The organism is Nocardia sp. NPDC059764, from assembly GCF_042732555.1.
Taxonomy (GTDB): Bacteria; Actinomycetota; Actinomycetes; order Mycobacteriales; family Mycobacteriaceae; genus Nocardia.
Genome location: NZ_JBHWHH010000112.1, coordinates 1 through 24,570 on the forward strand (window position 1 = coordinate 1; position 24,570 = coordinate 24,570).

General features: G+C 68.7%; 19 protein-coding genes and 2 pseudogenes. 12 read left to right on the forward strand and 9 right to left on the reverse strand.

Annotated features, from left to right (window positions below):
- Positions 1 to 168 precede the first annotated feature (168 nt).
- Positions 169 to 423, reverse strand: coding sequence for a WhiB family transcriptional regulator (locus ACFV4K_RS23310; protein ID WP_033087439.1), 255 nt, complete (start codon positions 421 to 423; stop codon positions 169 to 171).
- A 255-nt stretch (positions 424 to 678) separates the two neighbouring features.
- A complete protein-coding gene (locus ACFV4K_RS23315) occupies positions 679 to 1,617 on the reverse strand; it encodes a diacylglycerol/lipid kinase family protein (RefSeq protein WP_379277658.1) in 939 nt (312 codons plus the stop codon).
- 222 nt (positions 1,618 to 1,839) lie between these two features.
- Between ACFV4K_RS23315 and ACFV4K_RS23320 the strand changes: the two genes are divergently transcribed.
- A complete protein-coding gene (locus ACFV4K_RS23320; protein ID WP_379277659.1) occupies positions 1,840 to 2,298 on the forward strand; it encodes a hypothetical protein in 459 nt (152 codons plus the stop codon).
- A 92-nt stretch (positions 2,299 to 2,390) separates the two neighbouring features.
- On the opposite strand, the gene ACFV4K_RS23325 is transcribed toward ACFV4K_RS23320, so the two are convergent.
- From ACFV4K_RS23325 to ACFV4K_RS23340, 4 genes and pseudogenes are all read right to left on the reverse strand, one after another.
- A complete protein-coding gene (locus ACFV4K_RS23325) occupies positions 2,391 to 2,870 on the reverse strand; it encodes a GNAT family N-acetyltransferase (protein ID WP_379277661.1) in 480 nt (159 codons plus the stop codon).
- On the reverse strand, positions 2,867 to 3,484 hold the full coding sequence (locus tag ACFV4K_RS23330; RefSeq protein ID WP_379277663.1) for an acid phosphatase: 618 nt from the start codon (positions 3,482 to 3,484) through the stop codon (positions 2,867 to 2,869). The genes ACFV4K_RS23325 and ACFV4K_RS23330 overlap by 4 nt, the downstream gene beginning before the upstream one ends.
- A gap of 163 nt (positions 3,485 to 3,647) precedes the next feature.
- A complete protein-coding gene (locus ACFV4K_RS23335) occupies positions 3,648 to 4,871 on the reverse strand; it encodes a hypothetical protein (protein WP_379277665.1) in 1,224 nt (407 codons plus the stop codon).
- Between the two features lie 1,316 nt (positions 4,872 to 6,187).
- Positions 6,188 to 7,613 (reverse strand): annotated as a pseudogene (locus ACFV4K_RS23340) (DEAD/DEAH box helicase); the annotation flags it as partial.
- Between the two features lie 429 nt (positions 7,614 to 8,042).
- On the opposite strand from ACFV4K_RS23340, the gene ACFV4K_RS23345 reads away from it, so the two are divergent.
- From ACFV4K_RS23345 to ACFV4K_RS23355, 3 genes are all read left to right on the forward strand, one after another.
- Positions 8,043 to 9,077 (forward strand): alpha/beta fold hydrolase, encoded by a 1,035-nt coding sequence (locus ACFV4K_RS23345; RefSeq protein WP_379277666.1) that lies wholly within the window; start codon positions 8,043 to 8,045, stop codon positions 9,075 to 9,077.
- A gap of 45 nt (positions 9,078 to 9,122) precedes the next feature.
- Positions 9,123 to 9,812, forward strand: coding sequence for a ferritin-like fold-containing protein (locus ACFV4K_RS23350; protein WP_379277668.1), 690 nt, complete (start codon positions 9,123 to 9,125; stop codon positions 9,810 to 9,812).
- Positions 9,813 to 9,908: 96 nt separating this feature from the next.
- Complete coding sequence (locus ACFV4K_RS23355; protein ID WP_213559758.1) at positions 9,909 to 10,136, forward strand: DUF3107 domain-containing protein; 228 nt, start codon at positions 9,909 to 9,911, stop codon at positions 10,134 to 10,136.
- A 96-nt stretch (positions 10,137 to 10,232) separates the two neighbouring features.
- On the opposite strand, the gene ACFV4K_RS23360 is transcribed toward ACFV4K_RS23355, so the two are convergent.
- Positions 10,233 to 10,898 carry a TetR/AcrR family transcriptional regulator gene (locus ACFV4K_RS23360; RefSeq protein WP_379277670.1) on the reverse strand — a complete coding sequence of 222 codons (666 nt, stop codon included), beginning with the start codon at positions 10,896 to 10,898 and terminating at the stop codon, positions 10,233 to 10,235.
- Between the two features lie 389 nt (positions 10,899 to 11,287).
- On the opposite strand from ACFV4K_RS23360, the gene ACFV4K_RS23365 reads away from it, so the two are divergent.
- The 3 genes from ACFV4K_RS23365 to ACFV4K_RS23375 all read left to right on the forward strand — a co-directional run bounded on the left by ACFV4K_RS23365 (position 11,288) and on the right by ACFV4K_RS23375 (position 14,616).
- Positions 11,288 to 12,283, forward strand: coding sequence for a DUF3152 domain-containing protein (locus ACFV4K_RS23365; protein ID WP_379277681.1), 996 nt, complete (start codon positions 11,288 to 11,290; stop codon positions 12,281 to 12,283).
- Positions 12,284 to 12,390: 107 nt separating this feature from the next.
- Positions 12,391 to 13,593: an adenylyltransferase/sulfurtransferase MoeZ gene (gene moeZ, locus ACFV4K_RS23370; protein WP_379277672.1), complete on the forward strand. Its 1,203-nt coding sequence runs from the start codon at positions 12,391 to 12,393 to the stop codon at positions 13,591 to 13,593.
- A gap of 171 nt (positions 13,594 to 13,764) precedes the next feature.
- Positions 13,765 to 14,616 carry a TIGR02569 family protein gene (locus ACFV4K_RS23375; protein WP_379277683.1) on the forward strand — a complete coding sequence of 284 codons (852 nt, stop codon included), beginning with the start codon at positions 13,765 to 13,767 and terminating at the stop codon, positions 14,614 to 14,616.
- Positions 14,617 to 14,703: 87 nt separating this feature from the next.
- Here the strand turns inward: ACFV4K_RS23375 and ACFV4K_RS23380 are convergent, their stop codons facing one another.
- A complete protein-coding gene (locus tag ACFV4K_RS23380) occupies positions 14,704 to 16,158 on the reverse strand; it encodes an MFS transporter (protein ID WP_379277674.1) in 1,455 nt (484 codons plus the stop codon).
- 145 nt (positions 16,159 to 16,303) lie between these two features.
- Positions 16,304 to 16,987, reverse strand: coding sequence for a FadR/GntR family transcriptional regulator (locus ACFV4K_RS23385; RefSeq protein WP_379277676.1), 684 nt, complete (start codon positions 16,985 to 16,987; stop codon positions 16,304 to 16,306).
- 224 nt (positions 16,988 to 17,211) lie between these two features.
- Here ACFV4K_RS23385 and ACFV4K_RS23390 point away from each other — a divergent pair, with 224 nt between their 5' ends.
- The 5 genes and pseudogenes from ACFV4K_RS23390 to ACFV4K_RS23410 all read left to right on the forward strand — a co-directional run.
- A complete protein-coding gene (locus tag ACFV4K_RS23390; protein WP_379277684.1) occupies positions 17,212 to 18,366 on the forward strand; it encodes an MFS transporter in 1,155 nt (384 codons plus the stop codon).
- A gap of 280 nt (positions 18,367 to 18,646) precedes the next feature.
- On the forward strand, positions 18,647 to 20,152 hold the full coding sequence (locus tag ACFV4K_RS23395) for a nitrate/nitrite transporter (RefSeq protein WP_379277677.1): 1,506 nt from the start codon (positions 18,647 to 18,649) through the stop codon (positions 20,150 to 20,152).
- A 26-nt stretch (positions 20,153 to 20,178) separates the two neighbouring features.
- Positions 20,179 to 22,743: a nitrite reductase large subunit NirB gene (nirB, locus tag ACFV4K_RS23400; protein ID WP_379277678.1), complete on the forward strand. Its 2,565-nt coding sequence runs from the start codon at positions 20,179 to 20,181 to the stop codon at positions 22,741 to 22,743.
- A gap of 65 nt (positions 22,744 to 22,808) precedes the next feature.
- Positions 22,809 to 23,207: a nitrite reductase small subunit NirD gene (gene nirD / locus ACFV4K_RS23405; RefSeq protein WP_379277680.1), complete on the forward strand. Its 399-nt coding sequence runs from the start codon at positions 22,809 to 22,811 to the stop codon at positions 23,205 to 23,207.
- Positions 23,204 to 24,358: pseudogene (locus tag ACFV4K_RS23410) on the forward strand (uroporphyrinogen-III synthase); the annotation flags it as partial. The gene nirD and the pseudogene ACFV4K_RS23410, both read left to right, overlap by 4 nt.
- Positions 24,359 to 24,570 lie beyond the last annotated feature (212 nt).

A 24,570-nucleotide genomic window follows, 5' to 3' on the forward strand; every position in this document is an offset into this window, starting at 1 on the left:
GGAATTGCCCCGAGAATTCTTCTCGGTCGGGGTTCGGGGGCGAAGCCCCTGAGAGCGCAGCGAGTCGGCCATTTACACACTGAAGCCCGGCACCTGTGTTGGTGCCGGGCCGAATTGCGCTGCGGCCCCGAGGCTGGGTTGGGCCGTAACGCCTTGTCGTCTAGGTGGTTAGACGACGCTGCGGGTGCGCGTGCGCGCGTTGCGACGCTTCAGCGCGCGACGCTCGTCCTCGCTCATTCCACCCCACACGCCGGCATCCTGGCCCGACTTCAGGGCCCAGGAAAGGCAGTCAGCGGTGACAGGGCAGCGAGCGCAGACCAGCTTGGCATCGGCAATCTGCGCGAGCGCCGGACCACTGTTACCCACCGGGAAGAACAGCTCGGGGTCCTCATCGCGACAGATGGCCTTGTGGCGCCAGTCCATTCCTCTGCTCCTTTGCTAGGGCGCGCACGGCGCTGCCCCTCGGGTTTGTGGTCCGTTCACTTGTGCGACTCGAATGTTTCCGCACGGTTGCTTGTGAATGCTTTCACGAACACCGTAGATGTCAATAGATACCTGGTGCACCGTGGGGAAGCTCACGCTGTAAGACCCCTACATGGGGATCCGCCGTGTCATTTGTACTCGGTCGAGCGGGTTTTCGCAGCGCAACAACGAGTTTTCTCAGGTGTGTCGAGCCGGCTAGGGCTTCGGCGCGACCACACCGAGGATATCCGGGACGGCTGTGAAATTCACCATGTTGCGTCGACCGATGAAGTCGCCGTCGATTTGCAACCCGATCGGTTCTTCCGCCGTGACGGTTACGCCCGGAACGTCGTCCTCGCGAAACAATGTGGGGCCCTTGGGATCCCCCTGGGCCGCCAGCAACTGTCTCGCGACCATCAAGGTGGGGAGAACACCCATGGTGCGCATGGCAAACACCCCGAGACCGGATTCGAATCTGGTCCGCGGGTTGGTGACCACGGGCGTGTTGTCGAGATACGTCCAGGGACTGGCGTTGGTCACGAATGCGTAATGCACATCCGTGACCGGTTCGTGACCTGGAATGTCCAAGGTCACTTGCGGGGCACGGCGTTTGGCGCGGAAGAACTGCTTGACCGTGGTGCGCAGATAACGAGCGGGCGTGGCCGTCTTGCCCTTCGCGCGCTTCTCGTCGATGGCCTCGCACACGTCCGCGTCCAGGCCCACTCCCGCGCTGAAGCAGAACCAGCGATCGTCGGCCACGCCCAGACCGATGCGGCGGTCCGCGCTGTCGGCCACCAGATCGATGAGCTGATTGGTCGCGGTCACCGGATCCGGCTCGATGCCGAGCGAGCGCGCGAACACGTTCGCCGACCCGCCCGGAATGATGCCGAGCCGCGGCAGCCATTCGCGCTGCGGCTGCCCGGGCAGCGGGAGGAAGCCGTTGATGGTCTCGTTCACGGTGCCGTCGCCGCCGTGCACCACGATCAGATCCATCCGATTGTCGGCGGCCCAGCTCGCCAATTCGGCGGCGTGCCCCCGGTGCTCGGTCTGGCGGACGGTGAGTTCGGTGCGGCTTTCCAGTGCGTGGGCGAGCAGATCGCGAGTGGACCGAGTGGTCGAAGTGGCATTCGGGTTCACGATCAGCAAGGTCCGCACGCGTGCAGCCTACTGCGCCCAATTGAGGCCCAGCACACGCGATCCCGTACCTGTCACACGAGCGAGCAGGTTCGCGGCCGTCCCGATTCTGGACTGCGGCTCCATAGACCTGCGCCTTGGAGCGGGGGAGCGAAAGCGGAGGAGGGAAGAATCGGGACCAGGGCCCGCGAACCCGCCCCGGAGCGCAGCGGAGGGGCAAATCCGGCACCGTAGGCTGGGGGCGTGGCTGAGCAGAACCAGGGCGAGAGCAAGTCGGCGGGCGGCACCGGGGCCGGGGCCGCGCAGGCCGGGGGCGTGCCCACGACCGTGCGGGTCGCGGGGGCGCTGGTCGCGCTCGAGGGCGCGGCCGGGCTGGTGGCGATGGTCATCCTGATCATCGTCGGCCTGAACGGGGAGGCACAGAGCGCGAAGAACAGCTATCTCACCGCCGGGTACGCGGCGATCCTCGGCGGCGCGGTGCTGGCGGCGGGGCTCACGCTCATGCGCGGCAAGCGCTGGGGGCGGGCGCTGGCGACGTTGACCCAGCTGTTGCTGCTCGGTGTCGCGTATTACATGTTCACCTCGGGGCGGCCCGAATTCGGGACGCCGCTGGGTTTGCTGGCGCTGGGCACCCTGGGCGCGCTGTTCGCGCCCGCCTCGGTCAAGTGGATGGCCGAGGGGTACGGCTCGGGCTCGGAGTAGCGCCGCGCGCCCGGCTCGGTGGCCGCTGAGCCGATTTTTGGACGCTCGCCCACCTCCTGGGTGAGCGAGCGCTTTCCCGGGCCTCTCGGCCCTCAGTCGTCGGCGTGCGTCGCCAGGCGCGCCAGGGGAGAACCGGAGAGCCGGTAGCCGGTCCACTCGTGCTGATGCTCGGCCCCGATGGACCGGTAGAAGTCGATGCTCGGGGTGTTCCAGGTGAGGACCGACCAGTCCACCCGCGCGTACCCCTGCTCCACGGCCTCACGGGCCAGCGTCGCCAGCAGGCTCTTGCCCAGCCCGCGCCCGCGCGCCTCCGGCTTGACGTAGAGATCCTCCAGGTAGATCCCGTGCACGCCCTTCCAGGTGGAGTAGTTCAGGAACCAGATGGCGCAGCCCACCACGCCGCGATCGCTCTCGGCGACATGCGCGTACAGCGCGGGCGTGGGCCCGAACAGCGCGGTCCGGAGCTGCTCCTCGGTGAGCGTGCACTCCTCGGGGGCCTTCTCGTACTCGGCCAGATCGTGGACCAGACCCACCAGCGCGGGAACGTCGTCGGGTGTGGCGCGGCGGATCATGCGGGGCTTCCTTCCATCGGTTCTAACGGCGCGACCAGATTGTGCGCGAGCACGGTTCGCGCTCGATGATCGTGTCCCAGCACCGTAACCGCGGCGGTCGACAAGAAGAACCGGCGGCCCTCGGCCACCTCGAACTCGGCCCAGCGGGCGATCAGAGCGCGCGAGAAGTGACCGTGCCCGACCAGCACCACGTCGCGGGTGGCGAGTTCGGGGGTGACCGTGGCCAGCACGTGGTCGGCGCGTTTGCGGACGTGGTCGGCGGTCTCGCCCTCGGGGACCTCCCCGGTCCAGATGGTCCAGCCGGGCGACATCCGCTGGATCTCCGGCGTGGTCAGGCCCTCGTATTCGCCGTAATCCCACTCCACCAGGTCGTCGTCGACGATGACCCCGCTCAGCCCGGCCAGTTCGACGGTCCGCAGCGCCCGCTGCCGGGGACTGCTCAGCACCAGGGGATTCGACAGGTCCAGGTCGTACAGCAGTTTTCCGGCCGCCCGAGCCTGGGCCTCACCGATTTCTGTGAGCGGTATATCGGTGCGCCCGGTGTGGCGCCGCGCGGCCGACCAGGCCGTCTCCCCGTGTCGAAGCAATACCAGCCGGAATTCGCCACCGCTCATGAATCGATCATGCTCCACCGCCTCCCCGAATACTCAGTGGGCGACAGATTGCCGTCGGAATTGTGCACCCGTGCCGTCGGTTGGGAGCCGATCCGACCCGGGGCGTCCCCGGGGAGCTACCCCGACTGTTGCGAAATCTGCTGTCGCGGTGGCATACGAAGGCTCAGGAGCGGGCGCCGACCGCGTACACCTGTGCGCCGCGGCGTTCCAGAAACACCGTTCCGGACACTCCGAGTGAGATGGGTTCCTTGTGATAGTCGCTGCGCTGCAGTGGGATTCGTGAGGTCTGCGCGCCGGTGGCGGGATCCAGGATGGCCAGTCCGTCCGGGATCGGGGCGATCAGCTGGCCGGACATCATCGCGGCGGTGCCGAGCACATTGTGGGTGCCCCACAGCGGGTCCAGGGTCGAGAGGTTCAGCGCGACCAGCGCCTCACCGGTGAAGACGAAGTAGCCCGACGACAGCCGCGCCACCATGGCGGTGTCGGAGAACGCCGGCATCTGGTGTGTGGCGATCAGATTGCCGTTCACGTCGTAGAGCGCGAGAACCGGTGTGGTGGAAGGGGTTCCGGGTAGGTAGAGCGCGATCCTGGTGTCGGACACCGCGATCACCTTCGCCCCGTCGACCGCGCCGCCCGGCTCGGTGAGCACGTGCGAGCTGTACTCCTCCGGCGTGGTGCCGTCCTTGGGCGCGGGGTTGAGGATGGTCAGCCGCGCGGCCGCCTCGTTCGGGCAGCGTTCCAGCACCGCCACCCGGCTGGGAGCCGAAGCCGCCGACAGCAAGGTGCAGCCGCTGCGCGGCTGGGTGTGCGGATTCACCGGGGCGTCGACATAGCCGTATTCGAGGGTGCGGACCATGTCCGACCGCCACAGTTCCAGCCGCCGCGGACCCTGCGCCAGCATGTAGGTGCTGTCGGGGGTCAGCGTGATCTTGTCGTCCATGTAGCTGGACCGGGCCGCCACCCGAGATCCGTTCTCGGCGTTGAGCAGAGTGGTCTGACTGCATCCGCGCTGATCCTGGTAGGTGGCGATGACCGTGCCGAACTGGACCTCCACCGCGCACAGCGGCAGATCCCGCTCGTAGGTCCACACCTGCTCGCCGGTGCGGGGATCGCGCCCCGACACCGTGCCGCCGTCGGCGGTGACGGCCACGCCGCCCACCACCAGCGACCGCTGGGTCGCCCCGTCGGGGGCGTGCCACAGCTCGGCGACCTGCTGGGGCACCGGATCGGTGGAGATCGGCGCGGGCAGGGTACGGGTGGCGGTACCGGCGTGGGTACCGCGAACACCGCTGGTCAGCACCACGACCACTGTCGCGATCGCCACCAGAGCGGCGATCGCGACAGCAGCGAGAATATCGGCGCGCGTCCGCCGCTCGGGTGCGAGCACGACAGCGAGAGTAGCCGATCCGGTGGACTAGGCCGAGGCCGCGACCGCGGTGTCGGCCACCGTGGCGGCGCCCTCCGCCCCGTCCTCGGTCTTCTTGCGGCGCGTCCGCTTCACCGGGGCCGCCTCGGAACCGCTTGCCGCGGTACCCGACTCGACGGCCTCGACCTCGGACTTCGCCGCCGCCTTCACGGCCTTGCGAACCCGCTTCTTCGGCGCCTCCGTCTCGGCCACGACCTCACCGGTCGCCTTCTTCGCCCCGGCCTTGGCCTTGGCGGGCGCGGCCTTCGCGGCGGCGGACTTCGCCTTGCCGTTGGTGGCCGGCTCCGTCTTGCTGTCGGCGGATTCGGCCTGGGTGTCGGCAGCCGCGGCGGCGGCCTTGCGAGTCCGCTTGGCCGGAGCCTTCTTCGGCGCCTCGACGGTCTCCGCGGCCGGAGCCTCGGCGACGGTCTCGGCCGCGGCCTTGCGAGTGCGCTTGCGCGGCGCCGCCTCGGCGACCGCACCCGACTCCTCGGTCACCGCCTCGACGGCGGCCTTGGCGCGGCTCGCCCGCTTCTTCGGCGCGGCCATCGCGACCTCGCCCGCATCGCCCTCGGCCGTCGCCGCTGCGGCGGAACCGTTTGCGCCGGTAGCGGATTCGGTGGTGGCCTTGGTCCGAACGGCCCGCTTACGCGGTGCCGCCGCCTCCGGCGCGGTCTCGGCGACCACGGCGGTCTCGGGCTTCGGGTCCGCCACCGCGCTGTCGGTGACAGTCGCCGAACCGGCCTCGGCGGTGGCCTTGCGGCGAGTGCGCTTACGCGGCGCTTCCGCATCCTGCGAGACGGCCTCGACCACCACGGCCTCGGCGGCCGAATCCGTGTCGGTCACCGGCGCGGCCGCCTTGGCGGCACGGGTGCGCTTGCGCGGAGCAGCCGTCGCGGTCGCGTCCGCACCGGAATCGGTCGTCGCGACAGCCGCGGGAGCCTGGTCCTGCGTCACGGCGGGAGCCGCGACGGCGGTGGTGGCATCGGCCGGGTGGCTCTCGCCGGACGCGGCGTCGCCTGTCACGTTCTCGGTCACGACCTCCACGCCGCCGTTCTCGGAGCGCCTGCCACGGCGGTTGCGGCGCCGGTTGCGGCCGCCCTCGGCCGGGGTCTCGCCCGCGGGTTCGGCGGCGGCTTCGGTCTCCACCGGGGTGGTGGCCTGGACGGTGGCGTTGGCGTCCGCGCCACCCTTGCCGCGGCGCCGGCGACGACGCCGGCGGCCGGTCTTCTCCGGATCGCCGGTGGACGAATCCGCTTCGGCGGCAGGGGTTTCCGTGGTGACCGTGGTGGTCGCGTCGCCCTCGGCGGCACGGCCGCCACGGGTGCGGCGGCGGTTGCGTTCGCGGGGGGCGCGGCGCTCGCGTTCGACGACGACGGCGTCCTCGTCGCGCGGGGCCGGGCCCTTGCGCACGGTGCCGGTGACGCCCTGCGGGATGCCGAGCTCCTCGTACAGGTGCGGGGAGCGGGAGTAGGTCTCCGCCGGTTCCGGGATGCCGAGGCCCAGGGCCTTGTCGATCATGGCCCAGCGGTTCAGCTCGTCCCAGTCGACCAGGGTGACCGCGACGCCGGTCTTGCCCGCGCGGCCGGTGCGGCCGATGCGGTGCACGTAGGTCTTCTCGTCCTCGGGGCACTGGTAGTTGACGACGTGGGTGACGTCGTCGATGTCGATGCCGCGGGCGGCCACGTCGGTGGCGACCAGCACGTCGATCTTGCCTTCGCGGAACTTCTTCAGCGCCTTCTCGCGGGCGATCTGCCCGAGGTCGCCGTGGACCGCGCCGACCGCGAAGCCGCGCTCGGCCAGATCGTCGGCGACCTTCTGCGCGGTCCGCTTGGTGCGCGCGAAAATCATTGTCGCGCCGCGGGTCTCGGCCTGCAGGATGCGGGCGACCAGCTCGCTCTTGTCGAGCGCGTGGGCCCGGTAGATCAGCTGGGTGATCCGGTCGTGCACCGCGGATTCGTGGTGCTCCTCGGCGCGGATGTGGGTGGGCCGGCTCAGGAAGGTGCGGGCCAGGGTGATGATCGGGCCCGGCATGGTGGCCGAGAACAGCAGTGTCTGCCGCTGCTCGGGGACCATGTTCAGGATCCGCTCGATATCGGGCAGGAAGCCCAGGTCCAGCATTTCGTCGGCCTCGTCGAGGACGAGCACCTCCACCTTGCCCAGGATCAGGTGATTCTGCTGGGCCAGATCCAGCAGACGGCCCGGGGTGCCGACGACCACGTCGACGCCGGCGCGCAGCGCCGCGATCTGGGTGTCGTAGGGGCGGCCGCCGTAGATGGCGGTCACGCGCACCGGGGTGCCCTGGTCGTCCTTCAGGTACTTGCTGGCGTTCTCCAGATCCTCGGTGACCTGCATGCAGAGTTCGCGGGTCGGCACGATGATCAGGGCGCGCGGGGTGCCGTCGAGGGTCTTGGTGCCGGAGCCGGCGGTGGCGATCCGGTTCAGCAGCGGCACGCCGAAACCGAAGGTCTTACCCATACCGGTGCGGGCCTGGCCGATGAGATCCTCACCGGCCAGCGCGAGCGGCAGGGTGAGTTCCTGAATGGCGAAAGTGCGTTCGATACCGATGTCGGCGAGGGCCCGGACGATTTCGGGGCGCACGCCCAATTCGGCGAAAGTGGGAGCGAGGTGGGTGTCGTCGAGTTCCGCGGTCAACAGCGTGTCCGCCACACCCGGTTCCTGCTCTACGGTGATCTTGCTCAGGTTCTTGCCTTTCCTCGTTATCGCGTCTCGCGCGCACGAGGCGTGGGGCGGACCCGGACGGCCCGCGACAACCACTAGATCCGGTTTCTCGCCGCTGCTGGGATGCCTGTCCGGGGGATGGGCGTCGACCTGGCGCGGCGGTGCAGTGCTGCGGATCGGAGTGCGCGCACATTTTCCATGGACTGGCGGGTATGAATTTCCACCGTCCGCGGAGATTGTAGCGTGATACGACCTTCGCCCTGATTTCCGCCACCGCCGATGTGCGGCATTATTGCGCTGGTAGGCGCGCTTATCGATATCCGACAGGGGTCGGATCCGGGGTTTCGCAGTAGCGTTAATGATTGCGGCGCACCATAATTCGGTCCGGGGGCGGGTGCGGGCAGAGTCATCGGCAGTTGAGTTGCTCACATGTGTGATACGTCGTGTACCACTATCTGTCATGGTGGTGCCGTGAGCTTGGCAGACACCGTGACAACCGCAGCGCGCAACGCGTGGGCCCTGACGTTCGGCGACGGCATCGAGGCCCCCGATCCCACCCCCTCGACGGTGCTGTTCGAGGCGCCGCACCGCGAACTGCGCCGCTACGACGGCGCCTGCCCCGACGATCCGGCCGTGCTGCTGGTGCCGCCGCTCGCCGCGCCCGCTTTCTGCTTCGACCTGCGCCCCGACCAGAGCCTGGCCCGGTTCCTGCTCGACTCCGGCCGCGCCCCCTACCTGGTCGACTACGGCGACATCACCTTCGACGACCGCCGGATGGGCTTCGAGACCTGGATCGACGACATCCTGCCCGAGGCCATCCGCCAGGTGTCCGCCGATCGCGGCGGCCGTCCGGTGGACCTGGTGGGCTGGTCCATCGGCGGCGTGCTGGCCCTGCTGACCGCCGCGGCCGATCAGACCCTGCCGATCCGCTCGATCACCGCGGTGGGCGCGCCCCTGAGCTACGACCACATGTTCGGCGCGCGCGAACTGCGCTCACTGGCCCGCCTCGACGGCGGCCGCACCGCGACCACCGCGATCCGGGCCCTCGGCGGCGTCTCGGCGCAGATCACCCGGTTCGCGTACCGGGCCACCGCCTGGAACCGGGAACTCGAGCGCCCGCTGTTCATCGCGAGCAATATCGCCGACACCGCGACGCTGGCCCGGATGGAGACCATCGACCGGTTCCAGAATGCGCTGCCCGGCTATCCGGGACGGTTCTACAACCAGCTGTGGGGTCGCTTCATCCTCAACAACGACATCGGCAAGGGCGGGCTGCGGCTGGGCGAGCGGGAGATCGCGCTGGCCGAGGTCACCCAGCCGGTGCTGCTGGTCGGCGGACCGCAGGACGCGATCACCGCGGCCGCGGCCGTGGAGCACGGGACGAAGACCCTGACCGGGTCCCCGGATGTGCGGTACGAGACCGCCCCCGGCTCGCACCTCGGCATCCTCATCGCCCGTGACACCACATGGACCTATCTGGACAAGTTCCTGCGCGACCTGGCCTGATCGGTGACCGGTGCACGTCAATTTCTGGGGCTAGGGTGGTGACCCATGGGAGCAAACTCGTCCACCGCCCCGGAGCCCACGGGCCACCTCATCGCCGCCGAACACCCGGGTGTCACCGACCTTTTCGCCGTCCTCGCCTACGGCGAGATCTCCGCCTTCTACCGTCTCGCCGAAGAGGCCAAGCTGTCGCCCACGCTGCGCGGCAAGGTGGCCGTCGCCAAGATGGCGGGTAACGAGGCCGAGCATTTCCAGACCCTGGAAAGCGCCCTCGCCGACCGCGGCGCGAATGTCTTCGACGCCATGGCCCCGTTCGTGCGCGCCCTGGACGCCTATCACGCCTCCACCGACCCCTCCACCTGGCTGGAATCGATGGTCAAGTTCTACGTCGGCGACGGCATCGCCGCCGACTTCTACACCGAGATCGCCGGCGCCCTGGCTCCCGAGGTCTCCGACGTGGTGCGCGATGTGCTGGCCGAGACCAGCCACTCCGAGTTCGTGATCGAGGAGGTGCGCGGCGCGGTCGCGCAGAACCGCTCCGAGCGTGACCGGCTGGCACTGTGGGGCCGCCGGCTGCTGGGTGAGGCGATCACCCAGGCGCAGTACGTGATGGCGCAGCGCGATGAGCTCACCGAGCTGGTGCTCACCGCGACCGGCGACCTGAACGGCATCGCCACGCTGTTCGAGCACATGCAGAACAGCCACGCCGAGCGCATGCGCGTGCTCGGCCTGGCCTGAGTTTCGCTATCAGCGCAGGCGGTCGGGGCCGATGGCGGTCGCGCCTGCGCTAGCGTGATCGGGACAGGACTACGACTCTAGGTTCGGAGGTTGGCCGTGGAGGTCAAGATCGGCATTTCGGATAGCCCGCGTGAGCTCGTCATCAACAGCTCGCAGACCCCGGCCGAGGTCGAGGCGCTCGTCAGCGGTGCGCTGCAGGGTGAGGGCGGCGTCGTGGCGCTCACCGACGAGAAGGGTCGCAAGTTCCTGATCCAGGCCGCGAAGGTCGCCTATGTCGAGATCGGCGCTCCGTCCTCGGGTCGTGTCGGCTTCGCCGCCGTCTAGTTTCCCGCGCGCGACGCGGTAGATCGCGCGAAAAGAATTGGCCCGCCGACTTTGTCGGCGGGCCATTCTTTTTGATTCAACGAGAGTTGTTATCTCTCAATCGATCGGGTGCAGCGGAACGTGCTTGAGCCCGCCCCAGCACAGCGCGACCGTGGTGTCGACGGCGTCGTCCTTGAGGATCGGCCGGTCCGCCTCGAGCCAGTACCGCGCGCTGAGCTGGCTGGCGCCGACCAGGCCGACCGCGAGGACGCGGGCCCGGTAGGGGTCCAGACCGGAGTCGTGGGCGACCAGGTCGAACACCGCGTCCACGCAGGCCTCGGTGGCCTGCTCGACCCGGCGCTGCACCTGGGGCTCATTGGTCAGGTCCGATTCGAAAACCAGGCGGAAGCCCTGGGTTTCATGGTCGACGAAGTCGAAGTACGCGGCGACGGCGGCGCGCACGCGCTGCTTGTTGTCGGTGGTGGAGCGCAGTGCCTGGCGCACGCTCGACACCAGCACGTCGACGTAGTTCTGCAGCACCGCCAGGTACAGCTCGAGCTTGCTCGAGAAGTGCTGGTAGAGCACCGGTTTGCTGACGCCGGCGCACTGCGAGATCTCATCCATGCCGGCGGCGTGATAGCCGCGTTGCACGAAGACCTCGCTGGCTGCGGCGAGAAGCTGCGCGCGGCGCGCCTCGCGGGGCAGACGGGTGCCGCGCTTGCTCGTCGCCATGGCCTCGGACGACATGCGGTGCGGTGTCATCCGGTCCACGAGGTCAGTCATTGCCTATTTCTCCCAGTTGATTCCCGGTGGGAAGGATGTTCACCGGTATCCCACGAACGATACGCGCTCAGGGGGCCGCTGCCGATCCAGGTTCCGAATATTGGTCGCGTGATGCTCGCATTGATTATGCGAGGCCGATCACAACTGTGTAGCACATGTTCCGATTTGTGAGGTCTGCCGCATTAGCGTGAGATATCTCGCAGCAATGATCACGGGCTGGGACGGCAGGTCTCGGCGACCGGCCGGGCTGTGAGAGTCTGTCAGGCGTGACCGAGAAGGCCGCCGGCAACAAGCGACGGGGTAGACCCAGCGGGCCGATCTACGATCCGCTCGGTTTGTACGACGACGACGGCGCATCGGAGACCGGCCCGTCGGTATCTTCTGGGCTCATCGCGCCACCCGATCCGGATCTCCCCGCCGAGGACCGCCCGCTGCCGCATCAGCCGCTGCGCGCCCGCTGGGATCCGACCTCCCCGCCCGCCGACGCCCGCAACCGCCCGCGCCCCGACCGCGAGACCAAGAAGCAGAGTCCGCTGGGCCGGTTCGTGAACACCTACGGCTGGCGCGCCTACGCCCTGCCGGTGCTGCTGGTGATCACCGTCGTGGTCGCCGTCGACGCCTTCCGCCACACCGGTGACAGCGATGCCGGGCTGCCCGGATTCGGACGCTTGAGCGAGTACACCGACAAGCCGGGCCGCATCATCGGCGGCGCGCCCAAGGGCGACGGCAAGTACGCCGTCGACCTGCCCACCGGCGCGGTCCCGCCGGGCGGGGCCTACACCGACACCGGCGCGGGCACCTGGCGGGTGATCCCGGGCACCACCGCTCAGGTCGGCGCCGGCGCCCAGCACGCCTTCACCTACTCCGTCGAGATCGAGAACGGGGTGGACACCGCGTCCCTGGGCGGTGACGCGGCGGTGGCGCAGATGATCGATGCCACCCTCGCCAATCCCAAGTCCTGGACCCATGATCCGCGCTTCGCGCTGCGCCGCGTCGACACCGGCAACCCGGACTTCCGCATCTCGCTGACCTCGCGGGACACCACCCGCAAGTCGTGCGGTTTCGAGATCCCGGTCGACTCCTCCTGCTACAACACCGAATTGGGCCGCGTCGTGCTCTCGGAGGTGCGGTGGGTGCGCGGGGCCCCGGCCTTCGAGGGCGATGTCGGCTCGTATCGGCAGTACCAGATCAATCATGAAGTGGGCCATGCCCTCGGCTACCACGAGCATCAGCCGTGCGAGACCGACGGCGGTCTGGCTCCGGTCATGATGCAGCAGACCTTCGGGACCCGGAACAACGACATCGCGAAGCTGGATCCCGAAGGCGTGGTGCCGATGGACGGCAAGACCTGCCGCTTCAACCCCTGGCCCTACCCCCGCGCCTGAGCGACCCCGGTTCGTCGAGGACTAGGCTTGGGGAAGAACGGCCCCGGTCTCTGTGTTGCAGGAATGGCCGCGAGTTTCCGGCGAATTCGATTGAGGAGTCCGCACACGTGACAGCATCGCATTCCTCCCTGCCGCCCTTGGTGGAGCCGGCGGCGGAGCTGACCCGGGACGAGGTCGCCCGCTACAGCCGCCATCTGATCATTCCGGATCTCGGGGTGGACGGTCAGAAACGTCTGAAGAACGCCAAGGTGCTGGTGATCGGCGCGGGCGGGCTCGGCTCCCCGGCGCTGCTGTACCTGGCCGCCGCCGGTGTCGGCACCCTCGGCATCGTCGAGTTCGACGAGGTCGACGCGTCGAACCTGCAGCGGCAGATCATCCACGGCGAATCCGATATCGGCCGCTCCAAGGCAGACAGCGCCCGCGACTCGATTCTGGAGATCAATTCCGGAATCACGGTGGGGCTGCACAAGATTCGGCTCGAGCCCGACAATGCGATCGAGCTGTTCCGGCAGTACGACCTGATCGTGGACGGCACCGACAACTTCGCCACCCGCTACCTGGTCAACGATGCCGCCGTGCTGGCGGGCAAGCCGTACGTGTGGGGTTCCATCTACCGTTTCGAGGGCCAGGTCTCCGTCTTCTGGGAGGACGCCCCCGACGCGCCGGATGGTGAAAAGAGGGGCATCAACTACCGCGACCTGTACCCGGAGGCCCCGCCGCCGGGCATGGTCCCGTCCTGCGCCGAGGGCGGCGTGCTGGGCGTGCTGTGCGCGTCCATCGGCTCGATCATGGTGACCGAGGCGATCAAGCTGATCACCGGTATCGGCGACCCGCTGCTCGGCCGGCTCATGGTGTACGACGCACTGGACATGAGCTACCGCACCATCAAGCTGCGCCGCGATCCGGAGCGTCAGCCGATCACCGAGCTCATCGACTACGACGCCTTCTGCGGCGTGGTGTCGGAGGAGGGCCAGGCCGCGGCCATCGGCTCCACCGTCACCGCCCGTGAGCTCAAGGAGATGCTGGACGCGGGCAAGGATGTGGCCATCATCGACGTGCGCGAGCCCGTGGAATGGGACATCGTCCGGCTCGAGGGCGCGACCCTGATCCCCAAGGACCGCATCCTCTCGGGTGAGGCGCTGTCGGAGTTGCCGCAGAACACCCCGATCGTGCTGCACTGCAAGACCGGTATCCGCTCCGCGGAGGCGCTCGCGGCCCTGAAGAACGCGGGCTTCTCCGATGCCACCCACCTGCAGGGCGGAATCATCGCCTGGGCCAACCAGATCGACCCCTCGCTGCCGGTCTACTGAGTCCGCGCGGACGGGCCCTCGGCGGTAGCGCGGGGCCTGTCCGGTGGCGGTCCGGGAGCCCGGAGGTAACGCCTCGGTCGCCGGTGTTTCACACCATGGTTTCGGCGTGTGGAACGGTCGGCGCGGCGAGGGTCGCGAAAACCTGGCCAGCGGTACCGTACGCGCGTGACGATGACTGTTGTGGAACCTCCTGAGCATGTGCGCTCAACCTTCGGGTTGCGCGAGGAACCGCCGGTCCCGTTGGGGAACTGGGATGGCGGCTGGCGGTGTGGCGATGTCGTCTTGAGCCCGGTGACCGATCATGCGCGGGCCGCCTGGTCGGCGAAGGTGCGCGAGACGCTGCGGGTGGACGGGCTGCGCCTGGCGCGGCCGGTACGGGCCACCGATGGACGGTATGTCGTATCCGGCTGGCGCGCCGACACCTACCTCGAAGGCGTGCCGGAACCGCGTCACGACGAAGTGGTGTCGCTGTCGCTGCGGCTGCACGAGGTGACCGCGCAACTGGAACGCCCGCGTTTCCTGGCCGCGCAGCCGGTCGCGCCGTGGGCCGACGTGGACGTGTTCGCGGCCGCGGATAGGGCGGCGTGGGAAGCGGTTCCGCTGCGCAGCCTGAAGCTGGGCGGCATGCTGCCCACCACCTCGCCGGACGGCGACCGCAGCCTGACCCTGATCACCCAGTTGTCGACCCTGTGCAAGCCGGTGACCACGCCCCCGCAGCTGGTGCACGGCGACCTGTTCGGCACCGTGCTGTTCTCCGGCGGTTACGCGCCCGGCCTGACCGATATCACCCCCTATTGGCGTCCCGCGCCGTGGGCGGCGGCGGTCATCGTGGTGGACGCCCTGTCCTGGGGCGGCGCGGACGACGGTCTGATGGAGCGCTGGGCCCAGCTGCCCGAGTGGCCGCAGATGCTGGTGCGCGCGGTCATGTTCCGGCTGGCCGTGCACGCCCTGCACCCGCGCTCGACCCCCGAGGCGTTCCCGGGTCTGGCCCGCACCGCGGACATGACCCGCCTGCTGCTCTAGGGGTCCCCGCGAACCATGCGGAAAGGCCGCACCGGGCGACGAATTCCGGTGCGGCCTTTCCGTTCCCCAGGGGCGATTGGGGAGTCTCTACACGTTCGCGTGGGCCAGCGAGGGCGCGCGGCCGATGGCGAACGAGGACCGCAGGTAGAACCACCAGGTGACCGCGGCCATGGCCAGGAACGCTGCCGCGTAGGCCCAGAACGCCGGAGCCATGGTGTGGTAGTGGACATTCGACAGGCGTAGCGCCTGTTGCAGGATCCAGCCGCCCGAGGCTCCGACCGCGCCGATGACGCCGATCGCCGCCCCCGCCTGTCGTTTGGCTGAGGCCATGGCATCGCTGATGTCTTCGCCGTGCTCGCTGGCGTAGCGGCGCGCCTCGGCCCCGAAGATCGACGGGATCATCCGATAGGTGGAGCCGTTGCCGATGCCGGTGAGGACGAACAGCAGCAGGAACGAGGCCAGGTAGAGCGGAAAGCTCTTGGCGGACAGGGAAACCATGATCAGAGCGGTCGCGACGGCCATGCCGCCGAATACGTAAACCGTGATCCGGGCGCCGGTCAGCTTGTCGGCGATCCAGCCGCCGAAGGGCCGGGAGAAGGATCCGACCAGTGCGCCGAGGAAGGCGAGGTTGCCCAGCGTGCTCATCCAGCCGATCTTGGCCAGGCTCGGGAAGTTGGCCTTGAGCAGGGTCGGGAAGGCGAACGAGAAGCCGATGAAGGAACCGAAGGTGCCGATGTAGAGCACGGCCATGATCCAGGTGTGCCGGTTCTTCAGGGCCAGCTTGTAGGACTTGCCGTCGGACTTCGCGCCGTGGATGGAGTCCATGTAGCGCAGTGCGCCGAAGACAGCGGCGAGGATGAACGGAATCCACACCAGCACCGCGAGTGTGATGCCGAAGCGGTATCCGGCGGCGTCCTTGGCCATGATGTGGGTGCCCAGCGTGATGATGAGCGGTACGAACAATTGTGTCTGTGCCACACCGAGATTGCCGCCCGCGGCATTGATGCCCAGGGCCGCGCCCTTCTTGCCTTCGGGGAAGAAGAAGTTGATATTCGCCATGGAGGACGAGAAGTTGCCGCCGCCGACACCGGCGATGGCGGCCAGCAGCATGAACACCCACATGGGGGTGCCGGGCTGGTTGATGAAATAGGCCAGGCCCAGTGTGGGCAGCAGCAGCATGCCCGCGCTGAACGCGGTGAACGCGCGGCCGCCGAAGCGGGGGATCGCGAAGGTGTAGGGCACCCGCAGCGCCGCGCCGACCAGGGTCGGGGTGGAGGTGAGCAGCAGGGCGTTGTTCACGGCGTCGGGATTGTTCTTGCCCAGGAAGGCGAATCCGGCCGAGCCCATGGCGGTGACGACGCTGGCCCACAGCACCCACACGCTGAATCCGAGGTTCTCCGCGAATACCGAGAAGATCAGATTCTTGCGGGCGGTCTGTTTACCCCCGTTTTCCCAGAATTCGGTGTTATCGGGTTCCCAACGGTCGATCCAGCGCCCGCGTTTCTGATACGTGATTTCGGTAGGCTCGATAACTGTTGCCATGAGCGGTTGTCCTCTCGGCTGATGCGACCGCCCTCATCTGCGGTCCCGTCAACCGTAGGAAGCCCGTTTTACGTTCGGGTGTTTTTCCATGACGGAGATGACAATTCGGGCTCACTTGGCCCAGATTCGCATGGTGACCCTTCGGTTACCCGAAATTCTTATCGAGCGTCCGGTATTCGGCCATGAGCGAGTCCAGGAAGCAGTTGGCCGTGCGGGCCGCCCGGTCGGGGTCGCCGTCGATCACCGCGGCCACCAGCTCGGCATGCTCGTCATGGTAGGTCTCGCCCTCGCGCGCGGAGCGGAAACGGATGCCCGCGGCGATCACCGGTAGCAGCGAGTCGTAGAACTCGAGGTACACCGCGTTGTGGCTGGCGACCACGATGGCGCGGTGCAGTTGCACGTCCGCCTCGATGGCCGCGTCGAAGTCGCTGTCCCACAGCCGGGTCCGGTCGTCGAGCAGCCGCCGGAGTTCGGCGATGTCGTGGTCGTCGCGGCGGGTGGCGGCCAGCCGGGCGGCGGTGGTGTCGAGGGCCTGGCGCAGTTCGAGGACGTCGCGCTGCTGGGCGTCGGCGAAGTACTCGGTGAGGGTGCCGCCGAGGGTGGAGGTCGAGATGACGTAGGTGCCCGAGCCCTGTCTGCGTTCGAGCATGCCGGCGTGCACAAGGGCCTGCACGGCCTCGCGCACGGTATTGCGGCCGGTGCCGGTGAGTTCGGTGAGTTCGGGCTCGGTGGGGATGCGCGAGCCGACGGCCCAACGGCCGGAACGGATTTCGGCACGAAGCTGCTCGGTCACCTGGGCGATGAGGCTCGTGCGCCGGACTGGTTGCACGGGGGACAGCGTACCTTGCCTCACATTCGTTGCATCACATCATCGGGTCATCCTATGATTTCGTGGTGACTGCGACGATGGATGAGACGATGGCCCCCGGGCGGGGCATGACCCGTACCCCTGCCGAGCCGGGGCGCGTCCATCTCGAAGCGCCGAAGCTCCAGCCCGCGATTTCCAGGCGCGCTCTCTTCGAGGGCCGTCTGCTGGTACTGGTCGCCATCGTCATGTCCGCGCTGACCCTGCGTATCGCGGTCACCGCGTTCACCCCGCTGGCCGCCCGCATCGGCGACGACATCGGCTATTCCACCGCCGTGGTCGGCGTCTTCGGCATGCTGCCGACCGCCATGTTCGCCCTCGGCGGCCTGCTCACCCCCGTGCTCTCGCGCCGTTTCGGCCTGGAGATGACCGCGCTGGCGGCCATGCTCATGACCGGCATCGGCTCGGTGCTGCGCGCCCTGGTGCCCGACACCTGGCAGCTGCTGGCCTTCTCGGCCTTCGCGCTGGCCGGTATGGGCATCGGCAATGTGGTGATCCCGCCGCTGGTCAAGCGGTACTTCTCGGATCGGCTGGCGCTGCTCAGCTCGGTCTACATCGTGATGGTGCAGCTGGGCACGGTGTTCCCGGCGCTGATCACGGTCCCGATCGCGGATGCGCACGGCTGGCGGTTGTCGCTGGGCATGTGGGCCGCGCTGGCCTTCGCCGCCGCGCTGCCGTGGATCGCGGTGCTGCGCACCCGCGGCGCGAACGCCCGCTTCGACACCACCGAGCTGCCCGCGGACGCCGGCGACGCGGCCACCGGCAAGGTGTGGCGCTCGCCGCTGGCCTGGGGCATGGCCTTCATGTTCGGCATGACCTCGCTGATCACCTATTCGATGTTCACCTGGCTGCCCACGATCTTCGGCGACGCGGGCGCGGACGCGGCGTTCGGCGGCTCGATGGTCGGCGTCTTCGCGCTGATCGGCCTGGTCGCGGCCTTGAGCGCGCCGATCGTGGTGGGCCGGATGGTCAATCCGTTCCCGGTGGTGATCGGCTGCGCGGTGTTCTTCTTCATCGGTTTCGCCGGCCTGCTGTTCGCGCCGATGAGCGCCCCGCTGGTGTGGGTGCTGGCGCTGGGCCTGGGTCCGTCGACCTTCCCGATGGCGTTGACGCTGATCAATCTGCGCACCCGCACGGGCGCCGGTTCGGCCGCGCTGTCGGGCTTCACCCAGGGCGTCGGCTACTCGGTGGCGTGCGTGGGACCGCTGCTGTTCGGCGCGCTGCACACCATGACCGGCGGCTGGCCGGTGCCGTTCGCCTTCCTCACCGTGGCGGTGCTGATCCTGATGGCGGGCGCCTGGGTGGCGTGCAAGCCGCGTTTCCTGGAAGACACCTGGAACTGACACGCCCAGAACTAGCGGGGAATTTCACTGTTCGAGTTGCCGAGTCGTGAGGTTGGGTCCATGCTTTGTGGCAAGGCTCTCACCTCACGGCTCGGATTCTCGTTTTCAGGCGGTTTGTGACCGTCGGAAACCGTTGTGTCACACGGGCGAAACATTGGGCCACTTCTCACGTCGGCATCCCGGTAATCGTGAGCAACCGTTGATTTAGCGGACATTTCGCGCAGCATCACCGCAATACCCGTTTTCTACCTTGGGGCCATCCAGATTTCAGGAGGGCCTCTTGTTGACGACGCTGACCCGCAAGCGCGACATCGAGCATTGGGATGCCGAAGATGTCGCGGCTTGGGAAGCCGGTGGTAAGGACATCGCGCGCCGCAATCTGATCTGGTCGGTCTTCGCCGAGCACATCGGGTTCTCGGTGTGGTCGATCTGGTCGGTCATGGTGCTGTTCATGCCGACCGATGTCTTCCACATCGATCCGGCCGGCAAGTTCTTCCTGGGCGCGGTCCCGACCCTGGTCGGCGGCTTCATGCGGATCCCCTACACCGTGCTGACCGCGAAGTTCGGCGGCCGCAACTGGACCATCGTGTCCGCATTGCTGCTGCTGATCCCGACGCTGCTGACGCTGTACTTCATCAACCAGCCGGGCACCTCCTACACGACGTTCCTGGTCGTGGCGGCCTTCGCGGGCCTGGGCGGCGGCAACTTCTCGTCGTCGATGTCGAACATCAACGTCTTCTTCCCGCAGCGGCTCAAGGGCTGGGCGCTGGGCATCAATGCCGGTGGCGGCAATATCGGTGTCCCGGTCGTGCAGTTGATCGGCCTGGGGGTCATCGCCACTCTGGGCAACGCCTACGGCAACGCCTCGGTGGTGTGCGCGGTCTACCTGGTCCTGATCGCGGTGGCCGCGGTGGGCGCGGCCCTGTTCATGGACAACGTCAAGAACCAGAAGGCCGATCTGTCCTACATGATCAAGGCGCTGCGTATCCCGCAGTCCTGGGCCATCGCCTTCCTCTACATCGGCACCTTCGGCTCGTTCATCGGCTACAGCTTCGCCTTCGGCCAGGTCCTGCAGATCACCTTCAAGGCGGGCGGCGCGAGCGTCTCCGCGGCGGCGCTGCACGCGGCGCAGATCGCCTTCATCGGCCCGCTGCTGGGTTCGCTGGCCCGCCCGTACGGCGGCAAGTGGGCCGACCGGATCGGCGGCAGCAAGGTCACGCTGTACACCTTCGTCGCCATGACGCTCGCGGCCGTGGTGGTCGCGGTGTCGTCCACCATGGGCGATCACGCCGGGCACCCGAAGGGCGGCGTGCTGGTGGCCATGATCATCGGTTTCACCGCGCTGTTCGTCATCTCCGGTATCGGCAACGGTGCGGTCACCAAGATCATCCCGTCCGTGTTCGAGGCCAAATCCCGCTCGCTGGACGGTGATTCGGCCAGCCGCGCGGCGTGGGCCCGCAACACCTCGGGCGCGCTGATCGGCTTCGTCGGCGCGATCGGCGCCCTGGGCGGCGTCGGCATCAACCTGATGCTGCGCACCTCCTACGCCTCCACCAAGTCCGCGACCACCGCCTTCTGGGTCTTCATGGCCTTCTACGTGCTGTGCGGCCTGGTCTGCTGGGCGGTCTTCATGCGCCGCCCGAGCCTGCGGGCGCTGTCCACCGAGACCGCCGACACCGATGTCGTCGTCGAGGCGGAAGCGCTGGTCCTCGAGGCCGAATCCGGCTCCGCCGCCATCGATCTCGCGTCCAACACCGCCTCGTCCACTCCGTCGGCTCGCGCCTGACCGTCCAGCTCGAAAGGGACACCGTCATGACCCACAGCATCGAACGCAAGACCGCGATCGTCGTCGGCCACGGCATGGTCGGACACCGCTTCGTGGAGGCCCTGCGCTCCCGTGACGAGGCCGGCGCCTGGCAGATCATCGTGCTCAGCGAGGAGAAGCTGGCCGCCTACGACCGCGTCGGGCTGTCCTCCTACGTCGGCATCTGGGAGACCTCCGCGCTGGCCCTGCCCGGCAACGACTACGAGGGCGACGACCTGGTCGAGGTGCGGCTGGGCGTGCGCGCCGACAGCATCGACAAGGCCGCCCGCAAGGTGACCACCTCCACCGGTGACGTGATCGGTTACGACGCACTGGTTCTCGCGACCGGCTCCTACGCCTGGGTGCCGCCGGTGCCGGGCTCCGACGTCGAGGGCTGCTACGTCTATCGCACCCTCGAGGATCTCGACGGCATCCGGGCCACCGCCGAGGCGGCCGGTCCGGGTGCGGTCGGCGTGGTGGTCGGCGGCGGTCTGCTCGGCCTGGAGGCGGCCAACGCGCTGCGCCTGCTGGGCATGACCCCGCACGTGGTCGAGTACAACAACTGGCTGATGCCCGCCCAGGTCGACGAGGGCGGCGGCGCGATCCTGGAGAAGCTGGTCACCGAGCTCGGCCTGGCCGTGCACACCGGTGTCGGCACCGCCTCGATCGAATCCGACGACGCGGCCCCGATCGCGGAGAAGCTGATCGTCAAGCTGTCCGACGAGAGCGAATTGCGGGCCGCCCTGGTGGTTTTCGCCGCCGGTGTGCGTCCCCGAGACGAGATCGCCAAGGCCGCCGGCATCGAGGTCGGCCCGCGCGGCGGTGTCATCACCGACCTGGGCCTGCGCACCTCGGACCCGAGCATCTACGCCATCGGTGAGGTCGCCGCGGTCGAGGGCGTCTGCTACGGCCTGGTGGCCCCGGGTTACAGCACCGCCGAGGTGGTCGCGGACCGCCTGCTCGGCGGTGAGGGCGAGTTCCCGGGCGCGGACATGTCGACCAAGCTGAAGCTGCTCGGCGTGGACGTGGCCTCCTTCGGTGACGCGCACGCCAAGACCGAGGGCGCGCTGTCGGTGGTGCTGCACGACGCCGCCAAGGGCACCTACGCCAAGCTGGTCGTCTCCGACGACGCGCAGACCCTGCTCGGCGGCATCCTGGTCGGTGACGCCACCCAGTACTCGGCGCTGCGTCCGCTGGTCGGCCGCCCGCTGCCCGCCGATCCGGCCGCGCTGATCTCCCCGGCCGGTGCGGAACTGGGCGCGGACGCGCTGCCCGACGACGCGCAGATCTGCTCCTGCAACAATGTCTCGAAGGGTTCCATCTGCGGCGCGATCGCCGACGGCGCCTGCGACGTCCCGGCCATCAAGAGCTGCACCAATGCCGGAACCTCCTGCGGCGGTTGCGTTCCCATGCTCAAGAAGCTGCTGGAGCAGTCGGGCGTGGAGGTCTCCAAGTCGCTGTGCGAGCACTTCTCGCAGTCGCGCGCCGAGCTGTTCCACATCATCCAGTCGACCGGTATCCGCACCTTCTCGGGCCTGATCGCCAAGTACGGCAAGGGCACCGGCTGCGATATCTGCAAGCCGACGGTGGCCTCCATCCTGGCCTCCACCTCGAGCGATCACATCCTCGACGGCGAGCAGGCCTCGTTGCAGGACACCAACGACCACTTCCTGGCCAACCTGCAGAAGAACGGCACCTACTCGGTCGTGCCGCGGATGCCCGGCGGTGAGGTGACCGCCGACCAGCTCATCACCATCGGTGAGATCGCCAAGGAATTCGACCTGTACGTGAAGGTCACCGGCGGTCAGCGCATCGACCTGTTCGGCGCCCGCGTCGAGCAGCTGCCGCTGATCTGGCAGCGCCTGGTGGATGTCGGCATGGAGTCCGGTCACGCCTACGGCAAGTCGCTGCGCACGGTGAAGTCCTGCGTCGGCTCGACCTGGTGCCGCTACGGCCAGCAGGACTCGGTCGGCATGGCGGTGCTGCTCGAAAAGCGTTACCGCGGACTGCGTTCCCCGCACAAGCTGAAGCTGGCGGTCTCGGGTTGCGCCCGGGAGTGCGCGGAGGCCCGCGGCAAGGACGTCGGCGTCATCGCCACCGAGAACGGCTGGAACCTCTATGTCGGCGGCAACGGCGGTCTGACCCCGAAGCACGCGGTGCTGCTGGCCGGCGAGCTCGACGACGAGACGCTGATCAGCTACATCGACCGCTACCTGATGTTCTACATCCGCACCGCGGACCGCCTGCAGCGCACCGCGCCGTGGCAGGAGGCCCTCGAGGGCGGCATCGACTACCTCAAGGCCGTGGTCTGCGACGACAGCCTGGGCATCGCCGCCGACCTGGAGGCCGCCATGGCCAAGCACGTCGACGGCTACAAGGACGAGTGGGCCGCGGTGCTGGAGGACGAGGGCAAGCTGTCGCGCTTCGTGTCCTTCGTCAACGCCCCGGAGGAGGCGGACCCGACCATCGGTTTCGACGAGAGCGGCGAGCGCAAGGTGCCGGTCCTGCTCGGTATCCCGGAGCTGCCGGTGAGTGCGGCGTCGGCCACAGCACCCGCCACGCACGGGAAATGACTGCTTAACGACTTGGAAACAGGGCGCCGGTACCAATAGGTAAGGCGTTCGGAGGAGAGTTACCGATGACCGTGATCGACACACCCGGCACCGCAGTCACCACCACCACCTCGGGGTGGACCCAGGCTTGCCGACAGGACTATCTGATCCCCGGCCGCGGCGTGGCGGTGCTGCTGAAGGGCGGCCGCCAGGCGGCCTTGTTCCTCACCACCGACGGCACGCTGTTCGCGGTCGGCAATATCGATCCGTTCGGACGCGCCGCGGTCATGTCGCGCGGTCTGGTCGGCGATCGCGGCGGCGAGCCCGTCGTGGCGTCTCCGCTGCTCAAGCAGGCTTTCTCGCTGATCGACGGGCGCTGCCTGGACGACGACACCATCTCGCTGCCGGTGTACGCGGTGCGTACCGCCGACGGTGTGGTGTCGGTGTCCAACGACCCTGTGCAATTCGTCGGCGGTACCGCATGACCGAGGTCGACGGCGGTACCCCGCTGGCCGGATTCACCGTCGGCATCACGGCGGCCCGGCGCGCCGATGAACTCGGCACCCTGCTGACCCGCCGGGGCGCGAATGTCGTTTCCGCCCCGGCTATCCGGATCATTCCGCTGGCCGACGACAACGAGCTGGAGCGGGTGACGCGACAGCTGGTCGCCGACCCGCCGCAGATCGCGGTCGCCACCACCGGCATCGGCTTCCGCGGCTGGATGGAGGCCGCGGAGGGCTGGGGCCTGGCCGAGGAGCTGCGCTCCACGCTGGCCTCGACCCGCATGCTGGCCCGCGGCCCGAAGGCCAAGGGCGCCATCCGCGCGGCCGAGCTGCGCGAAGAATGGTCTCCCGCTTCGGAATCCAGTGCCGAGGTGCTCGATCACCTGCTGGCGCAGGGCGTCGAGGGGGTGCGGATCGCGGTGCAGCTGCACGGCGCGACCACCGAATGGGAGCCCGTCCCCGACTTCTGCGAGGTGCTGCGCTGCGCCGGAGCCGACGTGGTTCCGGTGCCCGTCTACCGGTGGATCCCGCCGGACGACCGCACGCCGATGGATCGCCTCATCGAGGGGATCGTCACGGCCGGACTGGACTGCGTGACCTTCACCAGCGCCCCGGCCGTCGCCTCACTTCTCATGCGCGCCAAGGAAACCGGTCTGCTGGAGGCGGTACTGCACGCCTTCCGCACCCGGGTGCTGCCCGCCTGTGTCGGCCCGATCACGGCCGCGCCGCTGGAGGAGCTGGGCGTGCCCACCACGAGCCCCGGTCGTGCCCGCCTGGGCGCGCTGGCCCGGCACGTCGCCGAGGAACTGCCCCGGCGCGCCAACCGGATTCAGGCCGCCGGTCACGTCCTGAGCGTCCGCGGCGGCTGCGTCGTGGTGGACGGTCAGGTGCGGCAGCTGGCGCCCGCGCCGATGGCGCTCATGCGTTCGCTGGCCCGCCAGCCGGGCCGCGTGGTCTCCCGCGAGGACCTGCTCGCCGCCCTCCCCGGCGGTGGCGATGACACCCACGCCGTGGAGACCGCCATCGCCCGCCTGCGGGCGGGCCTGGGCACCCCCAAGGCCATCCAGACCGTCGTCAAGCGCGGCTACCGTCTCGCCCTGGACCCGGCCGAGTGCATCGACAACCCGCACGAGGCCGCGAATCCCGTTGCCCGCCAGGCGGGCCCGGCTCGGAGCTTCGGTCTGGGCACCCGCCGCGAGGTTCCGGCGTCGCGGATCCCGGGCGCCCGGCAGCCGCTGACCGACACCCCGCCCGCCGCGGCTCCCCGCCGCCCGGGCGCCCCGTCGGCCGTCAACGGCACGGCTCACCCGGCCGTGGCTCCGTCGCCGGTGGCACGGTCCACCGC

Excerpts from the sequence above, each read along its gene's own strand:
- ACFV4K_RS23310 (WP_033087439.1), bottom strand. The coding sequence starts at position 423 with ATGGACTGGCGCCACAAGGCCATCTGTCGCGATGAGGACCCCGAGCTG.
- ACFV4K_RS23325 (WP_379277661.1), bottom strand. The coding sequence starts at position 2,870 with ATGATCCGCCGCGCCACACCCGACGACGTTCCCGCGCTGGTGGGTCTG.
- ACFV4K_RS23330 (WP_379277663.1), bottom strand. The coding sequence starts at position 3,484 with ATGAGCGGTGGCGAATTCCGGCTGGTATTGCTTCGACACGGGGAGACG.
- ACFV4K_RS23350 (WP_379277668.1), top strand. The coding sequence starts at position 9,123 with ATGGGAGCAAACTCGTCCACCGCCCCGGAGCCCACGGGCCACCTCATC.
- ACFV4K_RS23360 (WP_379277670.1), bottom strand. The coding sequence starts at position 10,898 with ATGACTGACCTCGTGGACCGGATGACACCGCACCGCATGTCGTCCGAG.
- ACFV4K_RS23375 (WP_379277683.1), top strand. The coding sequence starts at position 13,765 with ATGACTGTTGTGGAACCTCCTGAGCATGTGCGCTCAACCTTCGGGTTG.
- ACFV4K_RS23380 (WP_379277674.1), bottom strand. The coding sequence starts at position 16,158 with ATGGCAACAGTTATCGAGCCTACCGAAATCACGTATCAGAAACGCGGG.
- ACFV4K_RS23390 (WP_379277684.1), top strand. The coding sequence starts at position 17,212 with ATGTCCGCGCTGACCCTGCGTATCGCGGTCACCGCGTTCACCCCGCTG.
- nirB (WP_379277678.1), top strand. The coding sequence starts at position 20,179 with ATGACCCACAGCATCGAACGCAAGACCGCGATCGTCGTCGGCCACGGC.
- nirD (WP_379277680.1), top strand. The coding sequence starts at position 22,809 with ATGACCGTGATCGACACACCCGGCACCGCAGTCACCACCACCACCTCG.